Here is a 21,969-nt window from a genome sequence, read left to right on the forward strand (position 1 = left end):
GGTCTGGCTGGCATCGGCGTAGTCGATATGCAGCTTGGCCTGGTTGCGGATAGCCTCACGAAACACGTTCAGGGGCACGCGGTTTTCCGGGTAGCCGAAGCCTGGCGGCCCAGGCAGCAGCGTCGGGTTGCGCAAGGCTTCCTGGGCGGCGGGGTCGAGCACATCGGCAATCTTGGCCAGCGCATTGGCTGCCGCCCGACTCAGCACCTCATCCCCACGCTGATCCACATAACGCAAGCCCAGCACCACCGCCTCGGTCTCCTCGGCGTTGAGCATCAAGGGCGGTAGAAACAGCCCGCTGCGCAGCACATACCCGACACCGGCCTCACCGAAAATGGGCGCGCCGAGGGCGGTCAACTCGGCGATATCGCGGTACAGCGTGCGCTCGGACACTTCCAACTGCGCCGCCAGCACAGCAGCGGTCACCGGACGTTTCTTGCCCCGCAGGGCCTGCAACAAGGTCAGTAGACGAGTGGTACGCGACACAGTGATCCCGCCGAAAAAGGAAAAGTGCCGCAGCTTAGCAGAGCCTACTGTCAGTAATTGTCAGCAGCAGGCACACCCAGCCACGGCACCGCCTTCAACTATCAGGCGACGATATCCTGCTTCAAGACTTTGCCCGAAACATTGACCTTGAAGCCGGCCATCCCCTTCCCATCAAGATCGATCTCAAGGCTGCTCAATCTTTTCTTAGGGTTGTAGTGGAGCCTGGCCTCTCCTGCCTGCCCGCTGAACTCATCGACATAGCTCAAGCCGGATTTTCCGGTCGCCGCACGAATATTGGAGACATCAATGGTGTCTTGCCCCCGGCGAAAGTCCATGATTTTGTCAGGCGCCGCAGCGGTGGAATGGCTGGCGTCGGAAAACACAAAGGTATCCTTGCCCCGCCCGCCCCAGAGCCTGTCCTGCCCTGGGCCGCCGTCGATCACATCATCACCGGCCCCGCCAACAAGGTTGTTGGGCGCTTGGTTACCCTGGATCAAGTCGTCGCCGGACCCACCGAGCGCATCTTCGATGACCACGTTCGGGGCGATGGAGAGGTTGCCCTTCATGCCTCCCACATCGGAAAACGTGCCTGCATTCAGATTGATTTTCTGGTCATCGCGATAACCGGAAAGGTCCAACGTATCATGCCCCCCACCATCCCATATCGACGCCACCAAGGGATCATCATTGGATTTGACGCTGTAGTGATCCCGCTCGGAATTGGAGTTAAACCCATAGACCGTATCACCGGAGCGTGTCTCATGGTTGGCACCGTAACGCTTTTGGATTGAAGTGATGTCATCCATCATCAATCCTTTGGGGTAGTGTCGAACACCATCTTTGGTAAAGTCATGGCCACTATGGGTTTCGGGCCAATAACTCATGACCGTGTAAGCATTCGTGTCTTGCTGATAGGTTTTGGCCTTCTCAAATCCTAGCCTGTGGTTGTTATTGTAGAACCCCGGATGCCCCTGCCCTAACTGGTGCCCCAGTTCATGCAGTTTCAAGAACCTGCCGGGCGCGTCCGCGCGGGAAACGTAGCAGTGCCTGGCATGGGTTTATTGCGGTAGAAGCTGTCCCAGCCCTCGCGCTCAGCGCTCACTAGCGTTACGCCGCGCATGCCTGCCTTGGGATTGGCCGTGCCCCCAAAATTGCCAAAGCCGACATGCCCTTCTCCACCATTGGCAGACCCCTTGGGGGAGTCTTTGGTGAACGTGATGCCCGCCACGTCCCCATAGTTCTGCATGGCCTTGAGCGCATCATTTTTTTGCTCGCGGTTAAATGCTGAAAACCCTGTCAGCCCCGCGTCATCAAAGTTAATCGTAGGGCGCTTGAAAAACGTGTAGGTAAGCTCCGTCTTCCCATTACCATTCTTGTCGGTCCAGGGATCCGGCCCGCTGGCCGCTATATGATCGGATGCTTGATCACCGGTATAGGAAGGCTTTTGATTAGCCGGTTGGCTTTTGCCGCGCTCATCCCGTTCACGAAATTCCTGCATCCGCTTGAAGTTTTTGCTGGGCGCTGGGCTCAGAGGCAGATTATTTATCATCACGAATCATCCTTCTCGGTGGTATGGCGTTCACCGAGAAGATGATTGCTTTGGAGAACGCCAGCCTATCAACAACGTCCGGGCAGGAAGGGAGACTTATCAACCCGTTGAGTAAGAGGATTCGTAGCCCCGCCCCAGCTGCACGCCTCGTACCGAGCTATCACGCCAAACTTTTGCTGACCACCTCAAACACGTCGCTCGACAGCTCGCCCGAGCCACGAATGCGCTCCAGCTCGGCCTTCATCAGCGCCTGCCGCGCACCGTCGTATTTGCGCCAGCGGGTCAACGGCGCCAATTGGCGCGACGCGATCTGCGGGTTGAAGCCATTCAACTGGATCACCAGGTCAGCCAGGAAGCGGTAGCCGGAGCCATCCGCCGCATGGAAGTTGATCAGGTTCTGCCCGGCAAAGGCGCCGATCAGGGCACGCACCTTGTTGGGGTTCTTCAGCGTAAACGCTGGATGTTCCATCAACGCCTGCACCCGCGCCAGCCCGCCCGGCAGGGTGCTGCCGGCCTGTACGCTGAACCACTGATCCATGACCAACGGGTTGTCCTTGAAGTTCTCGGCAAACACCGCCAACGCCTGGGCTTTTTCCGCCTCGAACGGCGAGTTCACCAGCACTGCCAGCGCGGTCAGGCGCTCGGTCATGTTGTCGCTGCTGTCGAACTGCTCCAGGGTGGCCGCCAACACCTCAGGCTTGCCGCTGAGCATCAGGTACGACAACGCGATGTTCTGCAAGGCGCGACGGGCAAAGTGCTCGGCCGCTGCCACATAAGGTGTTTGCCTGGACAGCTCGCGATTGGCCTGATAACGCAACCACAGCCCTTCGAACAGGTGGTCGGCCAGTTGCTTGCGCGCAAATTCGCGTGCGGCGTGGATCGCATCCACATCGGCCACTTCGCTGATTTCCGTCAGGTAGGCTTCGCCCGGCAGCGAGAGCATTTCCGCGACCATGGCCTGGTCCAGGCTTTCGTCGCTCAGTACCGTGCGCAGCGCGTCGATCAGGCGCTGATCCATCTTCAACGCCTGACCCGCCTGATGCTGGCCAATCAGTTCCTGCAACACCTGCACCGACAGTTGCTGGCCGGCATCCCAGCGATTGAAGCCATCGCTGTCGTGCTGCATCAGGAACATCAATTGATCGCGGTTGTACGGGAAGCTCAGTTTCACCGGCGCCGAGAAGCCGCGCAGCAGCGACGGCAACGGCTGTTCTGCGATGTCGACAAAGGTGAAGGTCTGCTCGGCTTCTGTCACCGAAATCACGCGGGACGTGCCACCCGCCGCCGCCTCACCGGTGAGGCGCAAGGCGATGCCGGCGCCCTTCCCGTCCAGCAAGCCCAGCTCGACCGGAATCACGAACGGCAGTTTCTCGACCTTGTCCGGGGTGGCCGGGCAGCTCTGGCGGAAGGTCAGGCTGTAGGTCTTGGCCGCAGCGTCGTAGGACTCGCTTACCGCCAGACGCGGTGTACCGGCCTGGCTGTACCAGCGTTTGAACTGGCTCAGGTCAGCGCCGTTGGCGTCTTCCATGGCCTTGATGAAATCGTCGCAGGTCACGGCCTGGCCGTCGTGGCGCTCAAAATACAGGTCGCTGCCTTTACGGAAGCCTTCGGCACCGAGCAAGGTGTGGATCATGCCGACCACTTCCGAGCCCTTTTCGTACACGGTCAGGGTGTAGAAGTTGGAGATCTCGATAAAGCTGTCCGGGCGCACCGCGTGGGCCATCGGGCCGGCGTCTTCGGCGAACTGGTGGGTCCGCAGGTACGCCACGTCCTGGATGCGCTTGACCGTGGCCGAGTTCATGTCGGCCGAGAAGCCCGAATCGCGGAACACGGTAAAGCCTTCCTTGAGCGACAGTTGGAACCAGTCGCGGCAGGTCACGCGGTTGCCCGACCAGTTGTGGAAGTATTCGTGGGCGACGATGGCCTCGACACGCTGGTGCGCGGCGTCGGTGGCGGTTTCGGCACGGGCCAGCACGGCGCTGGAGTTGAAGATATTGAGGCCCTTGTTCTCCATGGCGCCCATGTTGAAGTCGTTCACCGCGACGATCATGAAGATATCGAGGTCGTACTCGCGGCCGTAGGTTTCTTCGTCCCAGCGCATGGATTTTTTCAGGCTGGTCATGGCGTGCTGGCACTTGTCGATGTTTTCTGGCTCGACGTAGATGCGCAGCGCCACTTCGCGCTGGGTCATGGTGGTGAAGCTGTCTTCGACGCACCACAAATCCCCGGCCACCAGGGCAAACAGGTAGGCGGGCTTCTTGAACGGGTCTTCCCAGGTCGCCCAGTGGCGGCCGTCTTCACCGGGGCCGCTGGCAATCGGGTTGCCGTTGGACAGCAGCACCGGGTAGCTGTGCTGCTCGGCGATCACCGTGGTGGTGAACGTGCTCATCACGTCCGGCCGGTCGAGATAATAGGTGATCTTGCGGAAACCCTCGGCCTCGCACTGGGTGCAGAACATGCCGCTGGATTTGTACAGGCCTTCCAGGGCGGTGTTGGTTTCCGGGTGGATCTTGACCGTGGTGTCGAGGGTGAACGTGTCGCTCTTGGGGTGCACGGTCAGGTGGCTGTCAGTCAACTGGTAGTCAGCGCCAGTCAACTCCTGGTCGGCCAGGTTAACGCTCAACAGCTCCAACTGTTGGCCATCGAGTACCAACGGCGGCAAGCCAGCGCCACGCTCGGGGTTACGGCGCATCACCAGTTGCGCGTGGACCAGGCTGTGGTCCTCGAACAACTCGAAGGTCAGGTGCGTCTCGTCGATCAGGTAGTCCGGCGCCTGATAGTCCTTCAGGTAAATCATCTTCGGTTGTTCGGTGCGCATGGGTGGCATCCTTCTACTGATGCACGGCGAGCTGGTAGGCCGTGTACTTGCGAATATTGATAACGCCGGTGTCGAAGATCAAGTATTGGCCCTTGATCCCCAGCAGCGTGCCTTCGGCAATCGGGTTCTTGTCCAGGTTGAAGCTGACGATCTTGGCCGGATACTGCTCGACCGGGTAGCGAATCTCAATCGGCTCGATGTCGGTCACTGGTTGGATGGCTTGCAGGCCGAAGCGTTCCTGCAAGTTTTCCAGGCCTTCGGCGCAGGAGGCGAACAGCTCATCGCGCACGTGCTTGAGGTCCACCTTCGCCGCGTCGCCCTTGAGCAACGCACGCCAGTTGGTCTTGTCGGCCACCTGGCCGCGCAGCACGTCTTCGACAAAGCCGGACTGCTGGCGCGTGGCCACACGCATGATCGGCAACGCCTGGCTCGCACCCTGGTCCAGCCAGCGCGTGGGCAGTTGGGTAGCGCGGGTGATACCGACCTTGATGCCCGACGAGTTGGCCAGGTAGACCACATGATCAGTCATGCAAAACTGCTCGCCCCAGCCTGGATCACGGCAGGTGCCGGCGTCGTAATGGCAACGCTCGGGGCTCATGATGCACAGGTCGCACTGGGCCAGCTTGGTCATGCACGGGTAGCAATACCCCTGGCTGAAGCTGGTCTTGGTCTTGCGGCCGCAATGGCTGCAATGGATCGCACCGAGGTACTCCAGGCGAATATGAGTACCGATCAATGGATTGACCGGCACCTCGGTCTCGCCCAGGCGAAACGCATATTGAACGGTCGGCTCACCGAGTTGCGCCGACATTTTGCTGACTGCACCGCGACCAATTTCAATCAATGGATCGCATCCGACTTGAACAGGATGTTCGCCACCGGCTCGGATTTCGACGCACATTCCTGTGGGCCCATGTAGCCGGTGCGCTGGTCTTCCGGCAGGTTCTGGAGTTCCCAGGCGATCATCGCTTGCAGCGACAGTTCACGCTGCTCGGCGGTGAGCTTGCGGCCATCGGACCACTTGCCGATTTCCACGGCGAGCTTGAGACTCTCGTAGATGTCCGGGGTGATGTTTTCGATCATTTCAACAAAAGACGACATGTAGACAACCTCTGGTAACGGTCGCTGGTTCAGCGAGTGCATGGGCGATGGGACCTGGCCCGTCAAAAATCCTTGGAGAGCTTGACCTGGACAAGCTCCTTGTCGAGCAAGCGCCGGAAAATCTGCGGCGCGGCAAAGGTATAGGCGGCAAACGCCAGCCACAGCCAATTGATCATCTCGGCCGCCTGCGGATAGCCCTGGGCCGTGAGGGTAATGACCACTACACGGTAGACCACAAACATCAGCAGCAGCAGAACAATGGCGCCGGTGGCGCTGCGCTCGTTCATCCAGCTGTTGAAGCGCCACCACGTGCCGAGAAACACATTGCTGCGCGCCTTGACGGCCGTGAGCAAATGCAGCGCGGCAACGTTGCTGGGGTTTTCCTGCAAGGCCCAGATCGCGTGCTCGCGGGCGCCGTTGAGGTCACCTTCACGCAGCAACAGATGGCCGAGCACCACCACCGCGCCGGCGTTTGAAGGGTCGGCCTGCAACGCCTGGCGGGCAAATTGATGGGCCTGGTCCCAATGGGCGCTGGCACGGTGGAACTGCGCCATGGCCACCAGGTTTGCCGGATCGTCCGGGCCGAGTTCCAGGGCCTTTTCCAATGGCTCGCGGCTCTGCGCCAGGCGACCGGTGAGTTGGTACAGGTCGGCCAGGCAACGGTAGTTGACCGGGTTGAGGGGCTCCATGTCCAAGAGCTGGTTCACGTGCTCCTGGGCCTGCTTGAATTTGCGCTGGGCAATCGCCACTTGGGCGGCGGCATAGTGGGCCAACGGCAATTGCGCATCGGAAACCAGCGCCAACTGCACTTCGCGCTTGGCGGCATGCACCCGGCGCATGTTCATCAGGCAGATCGCCAGCAGGGCATGGGCCTCGGCCGAGTGCGGATCGCTGGCGAGCAATTGGCGCAGGGCATCGATGGCGCCGTCGTTGTGGTCGGCTTGCAGGCGTTGGTAGGCCAGTTGCAGCAGATAGTCGGTATTCATCAGCTCACCACCAGATACCACAGGGTGTTCGGCACCCAGTTAATGACCATGCCCTTGAGCACAAAGCCGCCGATCAACGCCAACGGAAAACCAAAGCGGCTCAGCACGCCGCCGTAATATTGGTAGATCTCAATGGTCGCATTTTGCTGCATGTACAGCAGGTAGCCGATGGTGAGCTTCCACACCACCAGCGCCAGCAAGGCGTACTGAATCTCGGCTGGAGTCTGGATATAACCGGCGCCCACCAGTTGCAGCAACGCAAAACCGATCACGATGCTGCCCACCAACGCCACGCCGGCAAGTATCCACTCACGCACCCGCGTCGGGCTGCCGACCGCAATCGAGTTGAACACAAACCACGGCAAGCCCAGCCAGGCGCCGCCCAGCATCAAGCCCAGCAACGGCCAGAAGGGCGAAACCGCAAACTTGGCCAAGGCTCCCGGACGCGGTTCATCTTCGATGCGATAACCACCGTACTGCGCCATCAGCGGCCCTTCCCGTGTTTGTCAAGGAACGCCAGCACTTCGTCGTACTGGTTGCCTTCGTTGGCATAGCGCGCGTAATTGCGCGCAGTGGTCAGCCATTCCAGGGTGGTGGCGCGCACTTCTTTCAAGGCGGCCTTGAAATGCCGGTCGCAGATGGACTGCTCGGCGCCACTCTCGATGGACGCTTCAATCGCCTCATCGGCGGCGGTTTCCACCAGTTCACTGAGGTCGGCGCCGGAGAAGCCCGAGGTGTTCTTGGCGAGGAAGGCGAAGTCGATATCGTCGGCCATCGGTCGGCCTTTCATCATCGACTTGAGCATGCTTTCCCGCGCCGGGCGATCCGGTGGCGGCACAAACAGCACGCGGTCAAACCGACCTGGACGACGGAACGCGGAGTCAACCGACCACGGCACGTTGGTCGCGGCCAGGATCAGCACGCCGTGGTTGTCGTTGGTGAAGCCGTCCATCTCGGAAAGGAACTGACTGACCAGCTTGGACGACGTGGACTCGCGGGTGTTGGAGCGTTTACCGCCCAGGGCTTCCACCTCGTCGAAAAACATCACCGCCGGCGCCTGGGCCCGCGCTTGCTCGAACAGCGCGTGCAACTTGCGCTCGGACTCGCCGATGTACATGTCCAGCACGTCGGAAATCGCCACGTTGAAAAACGTCGCCTTGCACTCCCCGGCCGTGGCGCGGGCCAGCATGGTCTTGCCGCAACCCGGCGGACCGTACAGCAGCACGCCGCCGCCGACTTTCTTGCGAAAGCGCTGGAACAGCCCCGGCTTCTGGTACGGCAGGATGATCTTCTTGTGGATGGTCTTTTTCAGCTCATCCAGGCCGCCAATGTCGTCGAAGGTCAGGGTTTCATTTTCCGGCACCAGCAGGCGCACCACTTCGCTCTGGTCGGTGTCGTCATTGGAGATCACCCGCAAGCGCGGGCGCCCTTCGGCCCCCGGAAAGTCCACCACCGACACATTCAAGCGGCGCCACAGCGCCATGTCTTCCAGGGCCGGGTTGGCGTCCACCGCAGCGCGGTATTCCACCTGGGCTTCCTTGAGGCGCTCCAATGCCGCCAGCACACGCGCCTTGAGCAGGCGCGCCGCGGGGTCATCACCTTCAATCAGGGGCAACGCTCTTTGCGCCTGGCCGTCAGCCAGCAACAAGTGGGCCGCCGCCAGTTTCAAGGCAGGGGCGTCTTGCAAGTGTTCCAGATTGGCAGGCAACAACTTGAGCCCGCGCTCGTGCTCGCCACGCTCAAGGCTGGCGCCGAGCAGCAGGGTCAGCAGCGCGACGTTACCGGGGGCAGCGGACAGCGCGGCCTCCAGTTGGTCGAACGTCGAATCATCCATGGAGGTTCCTCAAAAGTGCATGTGCGGCGCGCAGGGGCTCATGTCAGCACCTCCGGCCGCTCGACATCGACCCACACGAACTTGCGCGGATCGAGGCGGGTTTCCTGGTCCAGGCGATACGCCACCAGCTTGCCGTACAGCACCGCGCTGTAGTCCAGGCAGGCGAGGTTGTCGCGGATCGGTGCCGGTTTGCCGCTGCGCCAGTAGTGGCCGACGAACAGCAACGGTTCGTCGACGCCATAGCGCAGCAGTGAATTTTTTTCGGTGGAGGACAGCGGCGTGCGCGCCACCGGCTCGGGCAGAGCGTCGGGCTGGAACACGATGTCGCCGTAGGTCTTCGGGTCGTCTTCCCAGAACTTGGTGCGGAAGAACGAGCGCGTCAGGCCGTCACCACCGGTCAGCGTCAGGCCGTCGGGCAGGCGCATGTCGGTGCCGCGCAGCAGGCGGTCGAAGGCGTTGCAGGCAAAACTGCCGGGGACGGCGGCGGCTTGCAGGAAATGCTGGTCGATGCAGCCGTCCGGAAAGGTCGCACGCAGCGGCGCGATAAAGCCGTCGTCCCAGCACGCGTGCACCACGCGGAAACGCCCGGCGTCGACGAACAGCGGCATGTCGTAGAACCAGCCAAGGAAGTCGTGCCAGTCGGCCGGGTGGTGTTCGAACTGGGTCAGGGTCTCGTGGATCAACCGCGCATGCCGTGGGTTGTGCTCACGCACGAACTGCCTGCCACTGCCCGGCGGAGCGGGTGTGGTCCAGCCCAGGGCATTGAACTCGTGGTTGCCCATGATGCACAGCGCCTGGCCCGCCTCGGCCATGTCGTGGACGATATGCAGCGCCTCGCGGATGCGCGGGCCACGGTCGATGATATCGCCGAGGAACACTGCCATGCGCGACGGATGACGCCAGGTGCCGCCCTGCTTGTGGTAACCCATCTGGTCGAGCAAGTGCTCAAGGGTATGAGCGCAACCGTGCACGTCACCAATCAGGTCGTAGCTACGCGCGGGATCGAGCATCAGTCGCCTCCACCCCCCAAGCGGCTGCCCCAGCCCAGCTTGGTGCGGCACACTTCGTAATAGTTGTGGTCCAGCGGGTGGATCAACCGCAGCTTCTGCGCTTTTTTGCTCACGGTGATGGTGTCACCGGGGGCGCAGGTGAAGTGGTTCTGCCCGTCACAGGAAACCTGCGGGTAGATCTGCATGTCTTTGGACACCACGATTTTCAGCTCACTGTTGCCATCGACCACAATCGGCCGGCTCGACAACATATGGGGATACATCGGCACGATCACAATGGCATCCAGCTTGGGATGCATGATCGGCCCGCCGGCCGACAGCGCATAGGCGGTGGAGCCGGTGGGCGTGGCGACGATCAGGCCGTCGGCCTTCTGGCTGCACACGAACTGGCCGTCGATGTACAGCTCGAACTCGATCATCCGCGTAGACTTGCCAGGGTGCAGCACCACATCGTTGAGGGCATCGCCCTGGCCGATGGCCTCGCCGTGGCGACGCACTTCGGCTTGCAGCAGGAAGCGGTTTTCCACCAGGTAATGGCCGTCCAGCACCTTGGCCACTTCGACTTCCAGCTCATCCGGGCGGATATCGGTGAGAAACCCCAGGCTGCCCCGGTTGATCCCCAGCACCGGCACGTTGTGCCGCGCCAGTGCACGGGCGGCGCCGAGCAGGCTGCCGTCGCCGCCGACCACGATGACCATGTCGCACACTTCGCCGAGCATCTTGCGCGACGAGGTTTGCAGGCCGTGGCCGGGGAGGATCTCGGCGATGGTGTCTTCGAGGATCACGTGCAGGTGGCGATCCAGCAGGAATTTTTTCAGCCGGCGGACGGTGTCCAACACCTGGGTACTGCCCAGGCGACCGATAATGCCGATATTGCGAAAGTGCTCCATGGGGCTCCTGCGGGATGTGGGGTGTGGCAAAAAAGAAACGATTATGGGCGAAAGGCCGCGCCAGACAAAATCCTTTGTCACCGCTACGCCTTGATGACAATGGTTCTCACACGCCCGCACCCGGCTGAAAAGGCTATGCTCGGACCATGACTGTATTCCCCGACCTGCACACCTTGCCCCGCCAATTGCGTCACCCCGAGGTGCGCGACCTGGCGTGGGTGGTGCTCGCCCCGCCAATGCTCGCGCAGACGCCCTGGCCGCAGCGCCATCCGTTGGCCGGCAGCGACTGGGTGCACGCGCCCGACCGCCTGGAACACTGGTTGAGGCAACTGGACCAGGACAGCCGGGCCTTGCAGCATTGGCTGAGCCTGGCCCGCACTCGCCGCCTGGGCCTGTACTACGAGCGACTGTGGCAATTTGCTGTGCAGCACGCGCCGGGCGTGGAACTGCTGGCCGCCAACCTGCCGATCCGCCGCGCCGGGCATACCCTGGGTGAGCTGGACATGCTGCTGCGCGACCGCGACGGCGTGCATCACCTGGAACTGGCGATCAAGCTGTATCTGGGGCCGCAGGACGGCAATGGCCAGGACACCGCACAGTGGCTGGGGCCGGGTTGCCATGACCGGCTGGACCGCAAGTTGGCGCACCTGGCCCAGCATCAGCTGCCGATTTCGGCGCGGCCGGAAAGCCGTGAAGTGTTGGCGGCGCTGGATATCCAGCAGTTCGACGCGCATTTGTGGCTTGGCGGGTATTTGCTCTATCCCTGGCCGGGCCTGGCCAAATCACCGGACGGCGCCCATCCGCAGCATTTGCGTGGACGCTGGTTGCATCAGCGGGATTGGCCGGCCTTTGCCAGCGCCAGTGCACCCGGCCGCTGGCAACCCCTGCCCCGGCATGCGTGGCTGGCGCCGGCGCACTACTTGGCGGATGAGGTGTGGGGTGAAGAGCGGATGCAGCATTGGCTGACGGCGCTTGATCCGATGGCGCCCGCGCAGTTGTTGGTGCGGATGGTGCAGAACGGTGAGGACTGGGAGGAAGCGGAACGGTTGTTCCTGGTGGCGGATCTTTGGCCAAATGTGCCGGGGGCCGGCGGATAGATCTGAGGTGTCGGTGATGGCCTCATCGGGGGCAAGCCCCCTCCCACACTGATTGCAATGCGGTCAGTGTGGGAGGGGCTTGCCCCCGATGGCGGCGCCACCGGTACTACACCCTATCGATATGCCGATAATCCAACTGCAATCCAGCCGCCAGCGCTTGAGCCCGGCCCAGCCTGATCGGCCCACGCTCGATATCCACCAGCCACCCTGAACATTCCAACAACGGCAGCTCGGCGATGTCCTTGAGACGGCCATCGGTAATCACCAGCAATTTCTGCTGTTCCGCCGGATAACGCCTGCGCCGCGCCTGCAACCAGTGCCCGGCCTCGGTCAGTGCCGCCAGCAACGGCGTGCCGCCACCCGCGCCGAGTTGCTCCAGCCAACCAGCCATACTCTTCGCCGCCTTCAAGCCCTGCACCTGCCACTGGGGCGACTGCCCACTGGCGGTCAGCAAGGCCATGCGTGCCCGTTGCCGGTACGCGTCATCAAACAGTTGGGCCAGCAAGCCCTTGGCATCGCTCAACGCGTGATGGCGCCGAGTGGAGGCCGATGCGTCGACGATCACCAGCCACAGCTCCTGGGCCGAACGGCTGCGCAGGTGAAACAGCAGATCCTCACGGGACTGCGGCCGACCACCGAGCAAGGTGCCCGGCCAGTTGATCGCGCCCTGTTGCGCGCTGCGCGCCTTGCCCTGCCTGCCCCTGTCCAGTCGCCCCGCCTTGGGCCGGGCATCCGCCCCCGCGTCAGGTCGGGGACGAATGCCTAAGGCTTTTTTGGCCAGGTGGGCACTTCGCGACGTGCACCGGTGGGCAGCGGCGGCGCGGGCATATTGCCCCATTGGCCTTGACCGGCGGAGGTCTCGCTGGACCTCGGCGACTGGCCTTCAGGCGGCGGACTGGCCGGCGGCGACTGTTCCTGGCGACGATGACGCAAGGCAAATTCGGCCACCGCTTCGATATCTTCTTCGGCAATCGCCCCGGCACCGCGCCACGCCGCATGCGCCCGGGCACCGCGCAGCCAGACCAGGTCGGCGCGCAAGCCATCCACGCCAGCGGCGAAACAACGCTCGGTGATCTGCGCCAGGGCCTGATCATCCAGCGCAATGCTGTCGAGCCGCGCTCGCGCCTGGGTGCAGCGCTCGCGCAAGGCCGCCTGGGGTTCGGCCCACTGGGCGCAGAACGCAACAGGATCGCTGTCGAAATCCAGGCGACGGCGGATGATCTGGCCACGTTCGGCCGGTAATGTCTGCCCGCTCAAGGCCACGTTAAAACCGAAACGGTCGAGCAACTGCGGGCGCAGCTCACCCTCCTCCGGGTTCATCGTGCCGATCAGCACAAAGCGCGCCGAATGGCGGTGGGAGATGCCGTCACGCTCGATCAAATTGGTGCCGCTGGCGGCCACGTCCAACAGCAGGTCGACCAAGTGGTCGGCCAGCAAGTTGACTTCATCGACATACAGCACGCCGCCGTCGGCCTTGGCCAATACGCCGGCGGAAAACTGTGCACGGCCCTCGCCCAGCGCAGCGTCCAGGTCCAGGGTGCCAACCAGGCGCTCCTCGGTCGCACCCAGGGGCAACGTCACAAACTGGCCGCTGGCGAGCAGGTCCGCCAGGCCACGGGCCAAGGTGGACTTGGCCATGCCACGCGGGCCTTCGATCAGCACGCCACCGATCTTCGGGTCGATGGCAGTCAGGCACAGCGCCAGTTTCAAGGCGTCGGCGCCGACCACGGCGGACAGCGGGAAATGGGGAATATCAGTCATCAGCTGTCTTCTTCTATATCCAGCAACAGGTTTTCCAACGCCTCGCGGTACGCCCCCGGTTCTTGCCACAGGCCACGCTGCTGGGCCTCCAGCATGCGCTCGGTCATGTCACGCAGCGCTGCGGGGTTGTGCTGTTGCACAAAGTCCCGAGTGTCGGGGTCGAGCAGGTAGGCGTCGGCGAGCAAGGCGTATTGATGGTCGTCGATCAGCGACGTGGTGGCGTCGAAAGCGAACAGATTGTCCACCGTCGCGGCCATTTCAAACGCACCTTTATAGCCGTGACGCTTCACGCCGTCGATCCACTTGGGGTTGGCGGCGCGAGAACGGATTACCCGGTTCAGCTCTTCCTTCAAGGTGCGGATCTTCGGCAAGTCCGGTTGGCTGTGATCGCCGTGATAGCTGGCAGCCTTGTCGCCGCTCAGGGTTTCCACGGCGGCGAGCATGCCGCCCTGGAATTGGTAGTAATCGTTGGAGTCGAGCAAGTCGTGCTCGCGGTTGTCCTGGTTTTGCAGCACGGCCTGCACCTGGCTCAGGCGCTGGGCGAACTGCTCGCGGGCGGCGGTGCCTTCGTCGGCGCCGCCATAGGCGTAGCCGCCCCAGTTCAGGTAGACCTCGGCAAGGTCCTCGCGGCTTTGCCACAGGCGACCATCAATCGCGCCCTGCACCCCGCGCCATACGCACCGGGCTTGGCACCGAAAATGCGCCAGCCGGCTTGCTTGGCGGCGGTTTCTTCGTCCAGGCCAGACGCCAGCAACGCGGCGCGCTCACTGCGCACCTTGGCCGCCAGCGGGTTCATGTCGTCGGGCTCGTCGAGGGCCGCGACCGCTTGAACCGCCGCATCGAACAGGCGGATCAGGTTGGCGAACGCATCGCGAAAGAACCCGGACACCCGCAGCGTCACATCCACACGCGGGCGGTCCAGCAGGCTGACCGGCAGGATCTCAAAGTCGTCCACCCGCTGGCTGCCCGTGGCCCACACCGGGCGCACGCCCATCAGCGCCATGGCCTGGGCGATGTCATCACCGCCGGTGCGCATGGTCGCGGTGCCCCATACCGACAGGCCCAACTGGCGCAAATGATCGCCATGGTCCTGCAGATGCCGTTCCAGTATCAGGCTGGCCGACTGGAAGCCGATGCGCCACGCTGTGGTGGTGGGCAAGTTGCGCACATCGACGGTGAAGAAGTTGCGCCCGGTGGGCAGTACATCCAGGCGACCCCGACTCGGCGCGCCACTCGGCCCTGCCGGCACGAAGCGGCCGCCGAGGGCATCCAGCAAACCGCGCATTTCCGCCGGGCCGCAGGCATCCAGGCGTGGCGCTACGACAATACGCAGGCTTTCGATAACCGCTTTTACGTCTTCCCAACCGGGTTCTTCCAACTGCTCAAGCGGGCCTTCCAACGCCTGATCGATCAGTCGCGCCGCATAGAGCTCCAGGCGCTCGCGGGTGTCACCGGCGGTGCGCCATAGCTGCGCGTCGATGCTCTGCAACACCGCCGGGCGGCGTCCAGTCCACGGTTCGGCCAGGGCGCAGTCCAATGGGTCGAAACCCAGTTCAAACGCCTTGGCCAGCACGCGCAACAGGCTCGATTGCGGGCCACGGCCATCACCACGGGGGATGCGCAGCAATGCCAGCAAGGTGTCGATGCGCAAGCGACCTTGGGGCGACTCGCCGAAGATATGCAGGCCGTCGCGAATCTGCGATTCCTTCAAGTCACACAGGTAGGTGTCCAGGCGCGGCAACCAGACCGCCGCGTCGGCGTCGCCATCCAGTTCAAGTTCCTGGTCGATGCGGGTTTCACGCACCAGCTTGAGAATGTCTTTTTGCAGCTCACGGGCGCGGCGTGGGTCGAGCAGTTGGGCTTCGTAGTATTCGTCCGCCAACAGCTCCAGGTTACGCAGGGGGCCGTAGGTTTCGGCGCGGGTCAGCGGCGGCATCAGGTGGTCGATGATCACCGCCTGGGTACGGCGCTTGGCTTGTGCGCCTTCACCTGGGTCGTTGACGATAAACGGGTAGATATTCGGCAGCGGCCCCAGCAACGCATCAGGCCAGCAATTTTCCGACAGGCCCACGCCCTTGCCCGGCAGCCATTCCAGGTTGCCGTGCTTGCCCACATGGATCACGCCATGGGCGCCATAGGTGTGGCGCAACCAGAAATAGAACGCCAGGTAGCCGTGGGGCGGCACCAGGTCCGGGTCGTGGTACACCGCACTCGCGTCCACCTGATAACCCCGTGCCGGCTGGATGCCGACGAAAGTCAGGCCCAGGCGTAGACCGGCGACCATCAGGCGACCATCACGGAACATCGGATCGTTATGGGGTGTGCCCCAGCGCTCCAGCACGGCCTGTTGATTGGCTTCAGGCAGGCGCTTGAACATCGCCTCGTAGTCATCCAGGCCGAGGCTCTGATGGCACGGGCGCAGGTCGAGGCTGTCCAGGTCGTTAGTGACGCCGCCCAGCAACTCGTGAATCAAGGCAGTGCCGCTTTCCGGCAGGGCCGTCGGCACCGGGTAGCCTTCAGCCTGCAATGCACGCAGGATATTCAGCGCCGCCGCAGGCGTATCCAGGCCGACGCCATTGCCGATACGGCCGTCGCGGGTCGGGTAGTTGGCCAGGATCAACGCGATGCGTTTATCCCCATTCGGCACTCGCGCCAGTTCGACCCAGCGCCGCGCCAACTCAGCGACAAAATCCATACGCTCGGGCGCGGCGCGGTAGCACACCACGTCCGACTGGCTGCGTTCGCTGCGCCAGGCCAGGTCTTTGAAGCTGATCGGTCGGCTGATAATGCGGCCGTCCAGCTCCGGCAAGGCAATGTGCATCGCCAGATCACGCGGGCCAAGGCCTTGTTCGCTGGCCTCCCAGCCGGGCTGGTTGTCCTGGGCGCAAATCGCCTGAATCACCGGAATGTTTCGGCGAAACGGGCGCAAATGCGGGGCTTCAGGGCTGGATTGGGCAAAACCGGTGGTATTCAGAATCACCGAGGCCTGCACTTCATCCAGCCAGTCCTCGACCGCCGCGAGGCAGCCGGGCTCTTTCAGACTGGCCACCGCCATCGGCAACGGATTGAGGCCCGCCGCCTGCAAGCGCTGGCAAAACACATCGATAAAACCGGTATTGGCCGCCTGCAAGTGCGAGCGGTAGAACAGCACGGCCGCCACAGGTTGGCCAGCTTGCCAATCCGCCTGCCAGTCGTTGAGACGGGCATTGGCTTTATGGGGGTGGTAGATCGCCGTGCGCGCCAGGGTTTGCGGTTCGGCCCACGGGTAATCGCGGTCCAGATAGCCACTGGCCAGGCAGCGATAGAAATCCAGCGCATTGCCCAGCCCGCCCTGACGCAGAAACTGCCACAGGCGATCCCGTACCTCGACGCCGACGGTACTGAGGCCGCTGAGCTCCGGATCCGGGCGATCATCTCCCGGCACCAGGATCAGCTGCACGCCGCGCTCGGCCAACTCCACCAAGCGTTCGATGCCGTAGCGCCAATAACCGATGCCCCCGTGCAGGGAAATCAGGATGACCCTGGCGTGGCGCAGCACCTCATCGACATACAGGTCGACCGAGGCATGGTTCTGCACCTGCATCGGGTTGGCCAGGCGCAGGCTCGGATAGTCATCCGGCAACTGCTGGGCCGCTTCGGCCAACAATGCCAGGCTGGAATCACCGCTGCACAGAATCACCAGCTCGGCGGGCGTTTGGCCAAGGTCGGCAATATTGTCGTCCGCGACGAAACCACCGGGCTGAGTCCTGAGCAGGTGCATGGGTTAAACGCTGAGCGCGGCGCGCAATTGCGCTTCGAGGCCGGCCGCATCCAGGTCCTGGCCGATCAATACCAGGCGCGTGATGCGGGCTTCATCGGCCGTCCAGGCGCGGTCGAAGTGCTTGTCGAAACGCGTGCCCACGCCCTGGATCAACAGGCGCATCGGTTTGTTGGGGATCGCGGCGAAGCCTTTGACGCGCAGGATGCCGTGTTGCACCACCAGTTGGGTCAGGGCGTCGAGCAGCAGCGCTTCGTCGGCTTGGGGCAGGTCGATGGAGATCGAATCAAACGCGTCATGATCATGATCGTCTTCACCTTCGTGGTGATGGTCGTGATGGCTGTGGCGACCGTCGATGTGCTCCTCGGAGCCGGCGCCCAGGCCAATCAGCACGTCCAGGGGTACGCGACCGCTGCTGGCTTCGATGATTTTGACGGCTGGCGGCAGCTCTTCGGCGACTTCCAGGCGTACACGGGCCAGGTCTTGCGGGCTGATCAGGTCGGACTTATTGAGGATCACCAGGTCGGCGCTGGCCAGTTGGTCGGCGAACAGCTCGTGCAGCGGCGACTCGTGGTCCAGGTTCGGGTCGAGCTTGCGCTGGGCGTCCACTTGATCGGGGAACGCGGCGAAGGTGCCAGCGGCCACGGCCGGGCTGTCGACCACGGTGATCACCGCGTCAACCGTGCAAGCGCTGCGGATTTCCGGCCACTGGAAGGCTTGCACCAACGGTTTTGGCAGGGCCAGGCCCGAGGTTTCGATAAGGATATGGTCAAGGTCGCCGCGACGGGCGACCAGTTCGCGCATCACCGGGAAGAATTCTTCCTGCACGGTGCAGCACAGGCAGCCGTTGGCCAGTTCGTACACACGGCCGTTGGCTTCTTCTTCGGTGCAACCGATGGAGCACTGCTTGAGGATTTCGCCATCAATGCCCAGCTCGCCGAATTCATTGACGATCACGGCGATGCGACGGCCCTGGGCGTTGTCGAGCATATGGCGCAGCAAGGTGGTTTTGCCCGAGCCGAGGAAGCCGGTAACGATGGTGACGGGAAGTTTGGCCAGTGTTTTCATCGGATGCCCTTGGGGGCGGGCATACGGGACGATAGGCCCTGCGGCGCGGCGCAGAAGCGGATTTCGTCACCGGATCACCCCGCCCGGTTGAATTGGAAAATCGGTTGCGAGGCAGGTCTCCTGGCTTGGGGCTTGCGGGTCGCGAGACCGGCGCCGGCTGCGCCTTCCCGCCGGTGATGGCAGTGGCGTGGCAGTCGGATGAACCCTTCACAGTTGCGGGGGCAGCCGCGGCTTGAACCGCGTTCCCTTCTTAGCTTCGGCCTGGGCCGAAGAACCTCGAAGGTGCAAGGCTACAGGGGCTTGCCGCATTTGACTACCGTCCCCCGCCCATGCTCTCCTACACATCTTGTTTCGGGTGCCCCTCACGGGGTGAAACGGGAAACCGGTAAATCATGCACGCCATGACCAGTCCGGTGCTGCCCCCGCAACGGTAAGCGAGCGAAGCGTCAGATCCACTGTGCCAGTACGGCATGGGAAGGCGATGCTTTATAGACCCAGTGTCCCTCGCAAGCCCGGAGACCGGCCCGAAAAAATCAGATAACAAACCCGCGGTGGGCGGGCGCTGTTCGGAACCCTGCGTGCCTGGCTCGCGGGGTTTTCATGCGCTCGTTTCACCCAGACACCTGAAAGGGACGCGCCATGTCGATCATCAGCAGCACTTCGCACTCCGCCAGCAGCACTTCTACCCTGAGCCAACGCCTGACCGCCGCCATCGGTGCGTCGATCCTCGGCGCGTGCCTGGTGTATTTCGCCGGTTTCTCGCATATCGAGGCGGTGCACAACGCCGCCCACGATACTCGCCACAGCGCTGCGTTCCCGTGCCACTGAGACCTGCGACATGATCAAGCGTATTGCGCAAACCGCAGGTTTCACCGGCTTGCTGGCCGCCCTGCTGCTGACCTTGCTGCAAAGCTTTTGGGTCGCCCCGCTGATATTGCAGGCGGAAACCTTTGAAAAAGCCCCTGCGGCCACCGAAGTGGTGCATGAACACGCCGCTGGCGCGGCGGCCCATACCCACGATGCCGAAGCCTGGGAGCCGGAAAACGGCTGGCAGCGCGTGCTGTCCACTACGGGTGGCAACCTGGTGGTAGCGGTCGGTTTCGCACTGATGCTGGCCGGCCTCTACACCTTGCGTGCGCCCACCCGCACGGTACAGGGCCTGCTGTGGGGCTTGGCCGGTTACGCGACCTTCGTGCTGGCGCCGACGATGGGCCTGCCGCCCGAGTTGCCGGGTACGGCAGCCGCTGATCTGGCGCTGCGCCAGACGTGGTGGATCGGCACGGCGGCCTCCACCGCTGCCGGGATTGCGCTGATCGTGTTCGGCCGCAACTGGCTGCTTAAAGTGCTCGGCGCTGCCATCCTTGCGGTACCCCACGTGATCGGCGCGCCGCAACCGGAAGTGCATGCGATGCTCGCGCCGCAAGCCCTGGAAGCGCAGTTCAAAATCGCCTCGCAACTGACCAACGTGGCGTTCTGGCTGGCCCTGGGCTTGATCAGCGCCTGGCTGTTTCGCCGCAACCGCGACGATCAATACTCGGCATGACCTACGTGGTCGGCCTGGGTTGCCAGCGGGGTTGTACGGCTCACGCCCTGCTTGCGCTGTTGGATACCGCCCTCGCCGAGGGCGGGATTGATCGCCACAGCATCACCGCGCTGGCCAGCATCGACCGCAAACAGGACGAGCCAGGCTTGCTGGCGCTGGCGCAGCAGTTGAATCTGCCGTTGCAATGCTTCAGCGCCGAGCAACTGGCCGCTTATGCAGACCGACTAAGCCACAAATCCGCCGTCGCGTTCGCCCATACGGGCTGTTACGGCATCGCCGAAAGCGCCGCCCTGGCCCTTGCGGAACAGCTCTGCGGCGAGCCTGCCCGGCTGCTCATCACCCGCCAAAAAACCGCCCAAGCCACCTTTGCGTTGGCCTGCGCCGGTTAAAACCCCGATAATCGCCCTCCCCGATCATGAGCAATCTTCATGCTCGCCCGTTTTTTGACAGGAACTCTCCATGACCGTCTACTTCATCGGCGCCGGCCCCGGCGACCCGGAATTGATCACCGTCAAAGGCCAGCGGCTGATCCGTAGTTGCCCGGTGATCATTTACGCCGGTTCGCTGGTGCCCGCTGCGGTCCTGGAGGGGCATCAGGCAGAACACGTGGTGAACAGCGCCGAACTGCACCTGGAGCAGATCATCGACCTGATCAAGACCGCCCACGCCAAAGGCCAGGACGTAGCACGCGTGCACTCCGGCGATCCGAGCCTCTACGGGGCAATCGGCGAGCAAATCCGCCATTTGCGTGAACTGGGCATCCCGTTCCAGATCATCCCTGGCGTCACCGCCGTAGCGGCCTGCGCCGCGCTGCTGGAGGCCGAACTGACCCTGCCGGACATCGCCCAAAGCGTGATCCTGACCCGCTATGCCGATAAAACCAGCATGCCGGCCGGCGAGGATTTCGACAGCCTGGCGCGGCATGGGACAACCATGGCGATTCATCTGGGGGTCAACCATCTGGAGAAAATCGTCGCCGAACTGCTGCCGCACTATGGCGCGGATTGCCCGATTGCCGTGGTGCACCGGGCCACGTGGCCGGATCAGGATTGGGTGGTGGGCACACTCAGTGATATTGCTGCAAAGGTAGATGCCAAGTGTTTTCGGCGTACGGCGCTGATTGTGGTGGGACGGGTGTTGGCGAGCGACAGTTTCAGTGAGTCGTCGCTGTATCGGGCGGCGCATGCGCACCTTTATCGACCTTGATTTTTTACTTCACAAAGAACTCCTATCATTTTGATTTATATGAATAAATGCGAATTTAACAAGCGCCCTACCGCAGTTGATCTGATTTGTTAGGCATCTCGTGTAAGACAATGAATTTTAAGCAAAAAAAAACGGCGCTCACGGGGCGCCGTTTTTTTGTTCGCAGTGAACGCCTTACTCAGTAGTAGGCGTTTTCTTTCTGCGTGTGGTCGGTCACGTCACGTACGCCCTTGAGCTCCGGGACGCGCTCCAGCAGAGTGCGCTCGATGCCTTCACGCAAGGTCACGTCCGCCTGGCCGCAGCCTTGGCAACCGCCGCCGAACTTCAGGACCGCGATACCGTCATCAACAACGTCGATCAGGCTGACCTGACCGCCGTGGCTGGCGAGCCCAGGGTTGATCTCGGTTTGCAGGTAGTAGTTGATACGCTCGTTGACCGGGCTGTCGGCGTTGACGCTCGGCACCTTGGCGTTGGGCGCCTTGATGGTCAGCTGGCCGCCCATACGGTCGGTGGCGTAGTCGACTACGGCATCGTCCAGGAAAGCTTCGCTGAAGTGATCGATGTACGCGGTGAAGCTTTTGAGCCCCAGGGCGGTGTCTTCAGGTTTCTCTTCACCGGGCTTGCAGTAGGCAATGCAGGTCTCGGCGTACTGGGTGCCGGGCTGGGTGATAAAGACGCGGATGCCGATACCTGGGGTGTTCTGCTTGGACAGCAGGTCAGCCAGGTAATCGTGGGCGGCGTCGGTAATGGTTATGGCAGTCATGGAAACTCCTCACAGGCTTGCCCGGAGTTTACGCCAAATTATTACGGAGGTACAAAGTCCTAGTGTTTTTGTCGGGTTAGGTTTTGGCGGGGAGGTGGGG

20 protein-coding genes, 1 pseudogene and 2 riboswitches are annotated in these 21,969 nt (G+C 62.7%); of the genes and pseudogenes, 5 read left to right on the forward strand and 16 right to left on the reverse strand.

Features of this window, described 5'->3' with window-relative positions; translation table 11 throughout:
- The 11 genes from IQK56_RS20440 to IQK56_RS20490 form a co-directional block, all read right to left on the reverse strand.
- Positions 1–486 (reverse strand): HTH domain-containing protein (locus IQK56_RS20440; RefSeq protein ID WP_193901803.1); only part of this gene is annotated, 486 nt, incomplete at its 3' end.
- 101 nt (positions 487–587) lie between these two features.
- Positions 588–1,493, reverse strand: a complete 906-nt coding sequence (locus IQK56_RS20445) for a M10 family metallopeptidase C-terminal domain-containing protein (RefSeq protein WP_193901804.1) — start codon at positions 1,491–1,493, stop codon at positions 588–590.
- Positions 1,490–2,035: a hypothetical protein gene (locus IQK56_RS20450; protein WP_193901805.1), complete on the reverse strand. Its 546-nt coding sequence runs from the start codon at positions 2,033–2,035 to the stop codon at positions 1,490–1,492. The genes IQK56_RS20445 and IQK56_RS20450 overlap by 4 nt, the downstream gene beginning before the upstream one ends.
- A 160-nt stretch (positions 2,036–2,195) precedes the next feature.
- A complete protein-coding gene (pepN, locus tag IQK56_RS20455) occupies positions 2,196–4,853 on the reverse strand; it encodes an aminopeptidase N (protein ID WP_193863608.1) in 2,658 nt (885 codons plus the stop codon).
- Between the two features lie 13 nt (positions 4,854–4,866).
- Positions 4,867–5,697, reverse strand: coding sequence for a DUF2797 domain-containing protein (locus tag IQK56_RS20460; RefSeq protein ID WP_193863609.1), 831 nt, complete (start codon positions 5,695–5,697; stop codon positions 4,867–4,869).
- Complete coding sequence (locus IQK56_RS20465) at positions 5,694–5,954, reverse strand: YeaC family protein (RefSeq protein WP_122310242.1); 261 nt, start codon at positions 5,952–5,954, stop codon at positions 5,694–5,696. The genes IQK56_RS20460 and IQK56_RS20465 overlap by 4 nt, the downstream gene beginning before the upstream one ends.
- 62 nt (positions 5,955–6,016) lie before the next feature.
- Positions 6,017–6,940, reverse strand: a complete 924-nt coding sequence (locus IQK56_RS20470; RefSeq protein WP_193863610.1) for a tetratricopeptide repeat protein — start codon at positions 6,938–6,940, stop codon at positions 6,017–6,019.
- Positions 6,940–7,425, reverse strand: a complete 486-nt coding sequence (locus IQK56_RS20475; RefSeq protein ID WP_150762072.1) for a hypothetical protein — start codon at positions 7,423–7,425, stop codon at positions 6,940–6,942. Before IQK56_RS20475 ends, IQK56_RS20470 begins: the two co-directional genes overlap by 1 nt.
- The gene (locus IQK56_RS20480) at positions 7,425–8,774 is read right to left on the reverse strand and encodes an ATP-binding protein (protein WP_150762073.1); all 1,350 of its coding nucleotides are present in this window, start codon (positions 8,772–8,774) and stop codon (positions 7,425–7,427) included. The genes IQK56_RS20475 and IQK56_RS20480 overlap by 1 nt, the downstream gene beginning before the upstream one ends.
- Before the next feature lie 38 nt (positions 8,775–8,812).
- The gene (locus tag IQK56_RS20485) at positions 8,813–9,787 is read right to left on the reverse strand and encodes a metallophosphoesterase (RefSeq protein ID WP_183140578.1); all 975 of its coding nucleotides are present in this window, start codon (positions 9,785–9,787) and stop codon (positions 8,813–8,815) included.
- Positions 9,784–10,674 (reverse strand): NAD(+) kinase, encoded by an 891-nt coding sequence (locus IQK56_RS20490; RefSeq protein ID WP_032887076.1) that lies wholly within the window; start codon positions 10,672–10,674, stop codon positions 9,784–9,786. Before IQK56_RS20490 ends, IQK56_RS20485 begins: the two co-directional genes overlap by 4 nt.
- Positions 10,675–10,820: 146 nt before the next feature.
- Between IQK56_RS20490 and IQK56_RS20495 the strand changes: the two genes are divergently transcribed.
- Entirely contained in the window at positions 10,821–11,771 is a 951-nt protein-coding gene (locus IQK56_RS20495) for a DUF1853 family protein (protein ID WP_150762074.1), read from the forward strand.
- 106 nt (positions 11,772–11,877) lie between these two features.
- On the opposite strand, the gene IQK56_RS20500 is transcribed toward IQK56_RS20495, so the two are convergent.
- From IQK56_RS20500 to cobW, 4 genes and pseudogenes are all read right to left on the reverse strand, one after another.
- Complete coding sequence (locus tag IQK56_RS20500) at positions 11,878–12,480, reverse strand: vWA domain-containing protein (protein WP_150675993.1); 603 nt, start codon at positions 12,478–12,480, stop codon at positions 11,878–11,880.
- A gap of 53 nt (positions 12,481–12,533) precedes the next feature.
- The gene (locus IQK56_RS20505) at positions 12,534–13,532 is read right to left on the reverse strand and encodes a magnesium chelatase ATPase subunit I (protein ID WP_150762075.1); all 999 of its coding nucleotides are present in this window, start codon (positions 13,530–13,532) and stop codon (positions 12,534–12,536) included.
- A pseudogene (cobN, locus tag IQK56_RS20510) lies at positions 13,532–17,292 on the reverse strand (cobaltochelatase subunit CobN). The gene IQK56_RS20505 and the pseudogene cobN overlap by 1 nt, the downstream one beginning before the upstream one ends.
- Positions 17,293–17,295: 3 nt before the next feature.
- A complete protein-coding gene (cobW, locus tag IQK56_RS20515) occupies positions 17,296–18,357 on the reverse strand; it encodes a cobalamin biosynthesis protein CobW (protein WP_112194997.1) in 1,062 nt (353 codons plus the stop codon).
- A gap of 93 nt (positions 18,358–18,450) precedes the next feature.
- Positions 18,451–18,651, reverse strand: a riboswitch (cobalamin riboswitch).
- 42 nt (positions 18,652–18,693) lie between these two features.
- A riboswitch (cobalamin riboswitch) is annotated at positions 18,694–18,899 on the forward strand.
- A 97-nt stretch (positions 18,900–18,996) separates the two neighbouring features.
- Between cobW and IQK56_RS20520 the strand changes: the two genes are divergently transcribed.
- From IQK56_RS20520 to cobM, 4 genes are all read left to right on the forward strand, one after another.
- Positions 18,997–19,185, forward strand: a complete 189-nt coding sequence (locus IQK56_RS20520; protein ID WP_012723860.1) for a CbtB domain-containing protein — start codon at positions 18,997–18,999, stop codon at positions 19,183–19,185.
- Positions 19,186–19,195: 10 nt separating this feature from the next.
- Positions 19,196–19,900: a CbtA family protein gene (locus IQK56_RS20525; protein ID WP_193863612.1), complete on the forward strand. Its 705-nt coding sequence runs from the start codon at positions 19,196–19,198 to the stop codon at positions 19,898–19,900.
- Positions 19,897–20,289: a cobalamin biosynthesis protein gene (locus IQK56_RS20530; protein WP_150762079.1), complete on the forward strand. Its 393-nt coding sequence runs from the start codon at positions 19,897–19,899 to the stop codon at positions 20,287–20,289. The genes IQK56_RS20525 and IQK56_RS20530 overlap by 4 nt, the downstream gene beginning before the upstream one ends.
- Before the next feature lie 70 nt (positions 20,290–20,359).
- Positions 20,360–21,106 carry a precorrin-4 C(11)-methyltransferase gene (cobM, locus tag IQK56_RS20535; RefSeq protein WP_193863613.1) on the forward strand — a complete coding sequence of 249 codons (747 nt, stop codon included), beginning with the start codon at positions 20,360–20,362 and terminating at the stop codon, positions 21,104–21,106.
- Between the two features lie 178 nt (positions 21,107–21,284).
- Here the strand turns inward: cobM and nfuA are convergent, their stop codons facing one another.
- Positions 21,285–21,869: a Fe-S biogenesis protein NfuA gene (nfuA, locus tag IQK56_RS20540; protein WP_032887092.1), complete on the reverse strand. Its 585-nt coding sequence runs from the start codon at positions 21,867–21,869 to the stop codon at positions 21,285–21,287.
- Positions 21,870–21,969: the final 100 nt, after the last annotated feature.

Source organism: Pseudomonas cyclaminis (assembly GCF_015163715.1).
GTDB classification, from domain to species: Bacteria; Pseudomonadota; Gammaproteobacteria; order Pseudomonadales; family Pseudomonadaceae; genus Aquipseudomonas; species Aquipseudomonas cyclaminis.

What these genes read in the sequence shown, in the direction of transcription:
- IQK56_RS20480 (WP_150762073.1), bottom strand. Translation starts at nt 8,774, where the DNA reads ATGGATGATTCGACGTTCGACCAACTGGAGGCCGCGCTGTCCGCTGCC.
- IQK56_RS20520 (WP_012723860.1), top strand. Translation starts at nt 18,997, where the DNA reads ATGTCGATCATCAGCAGCACTTCGCACTCCGCCAGCAGCACTTCTACC.
- IQK56_RS20490 (WP_032887076.1), bottom strand. Translation starts at nt 10,674, where the DNA reads ATGGAGCACTTTCGCAATATCGGCATTATCGGTCGCCTGGGCAGTACC.
- cobW (WP_112194997.1), bottom strand. Translation starts at nt 18,357, where the DNA reads ATGAAAACACTGGCCAAACTTCCCGTCACCATCGTTACCGGCTTCCTC.
- nfuA (WP_032887092.1), bottom strand. Translation starts at nt 21,869, where the DNA reads ATGACTGCCATAACCATTACCGACGCCGCCCACGATTACCTGGCTGAC.
- IQK56_RS20465 (WP_122310242.1), bottom strand. Translation starts at nt 5,954, where the DNA reads ATGTCGTCTTTTGTTGAAATGATCGAAAACATCACCCCGGACATCTAC.
- IQK56_RS20450 (WP_193901805.1), bottom strand. Translation starts at nt 2,035, where the DNA reads ATGATAAATAATCTGCCTCTGAGCCCAGCGCCCAGCAAAAACTTCAAG.
- pepN (WP_193863608.1), bottom strand. Translation starts at nt 4,853, where the DNA reads ATGCGCACCGAACAACCGAAGATGATTTACCTGAAGGACTATCAGGCG.
- IQK56_RS20470 (WP_193863610.1), bottom strand. Translation starts at nt 6,940, where the DNA reads ATGAATACCGACTATCTGCTGCAACTGGCCTACCAACGCCTGCAAGCC.
- cobM (WP_193863613.1), top strand. Translation starts at nt 20,360, where the DNA reads ATGACCGTCTACTTCATCGGCGCCGGCCCCGGCGACCCGGAATTGATC.
- IQK56_RS20525 (WP_193863612.1), top strand. Translation starts at nt 19,196, where the DNA reads ATGATCAAGCGTATTGCGCAAACCGCAGGTTTCACCGGCTTGCTGGCC.
- IQK56_RS20495 (WP_150762074.1), top strand. Translation starts at nt 10,821, where the DNA reads ATGACTGTATTCCCCGACCTGCACACCTTGCCCCGCCAATTGCGTCAC.
- IQK56_RS20505 (WP_150762075.1), bottom strand. Translation starts at nt 13,532, where the DNA reads ATGACTGATATTCCCCATTTCCCGCTGTCCGCCGTGGTCGGCGCCGAC.
- IQK56_RS20530 (WP_150762079.1), top strand. Translation starts at nt 19,897, where the DNA reads ATGACCTACGTGGTCGGCCTGGGTTGCCAGCGGGGTTGTACGGCTCAC.
- IQK56_RS20475 (WP_150762072.1), bottom strand. Translation starts at nt 7,425, where the DNA reads ATGGCGCAGTACGGTGGTTATCGCATCGAAGATGAACCGCGTCCGGGA.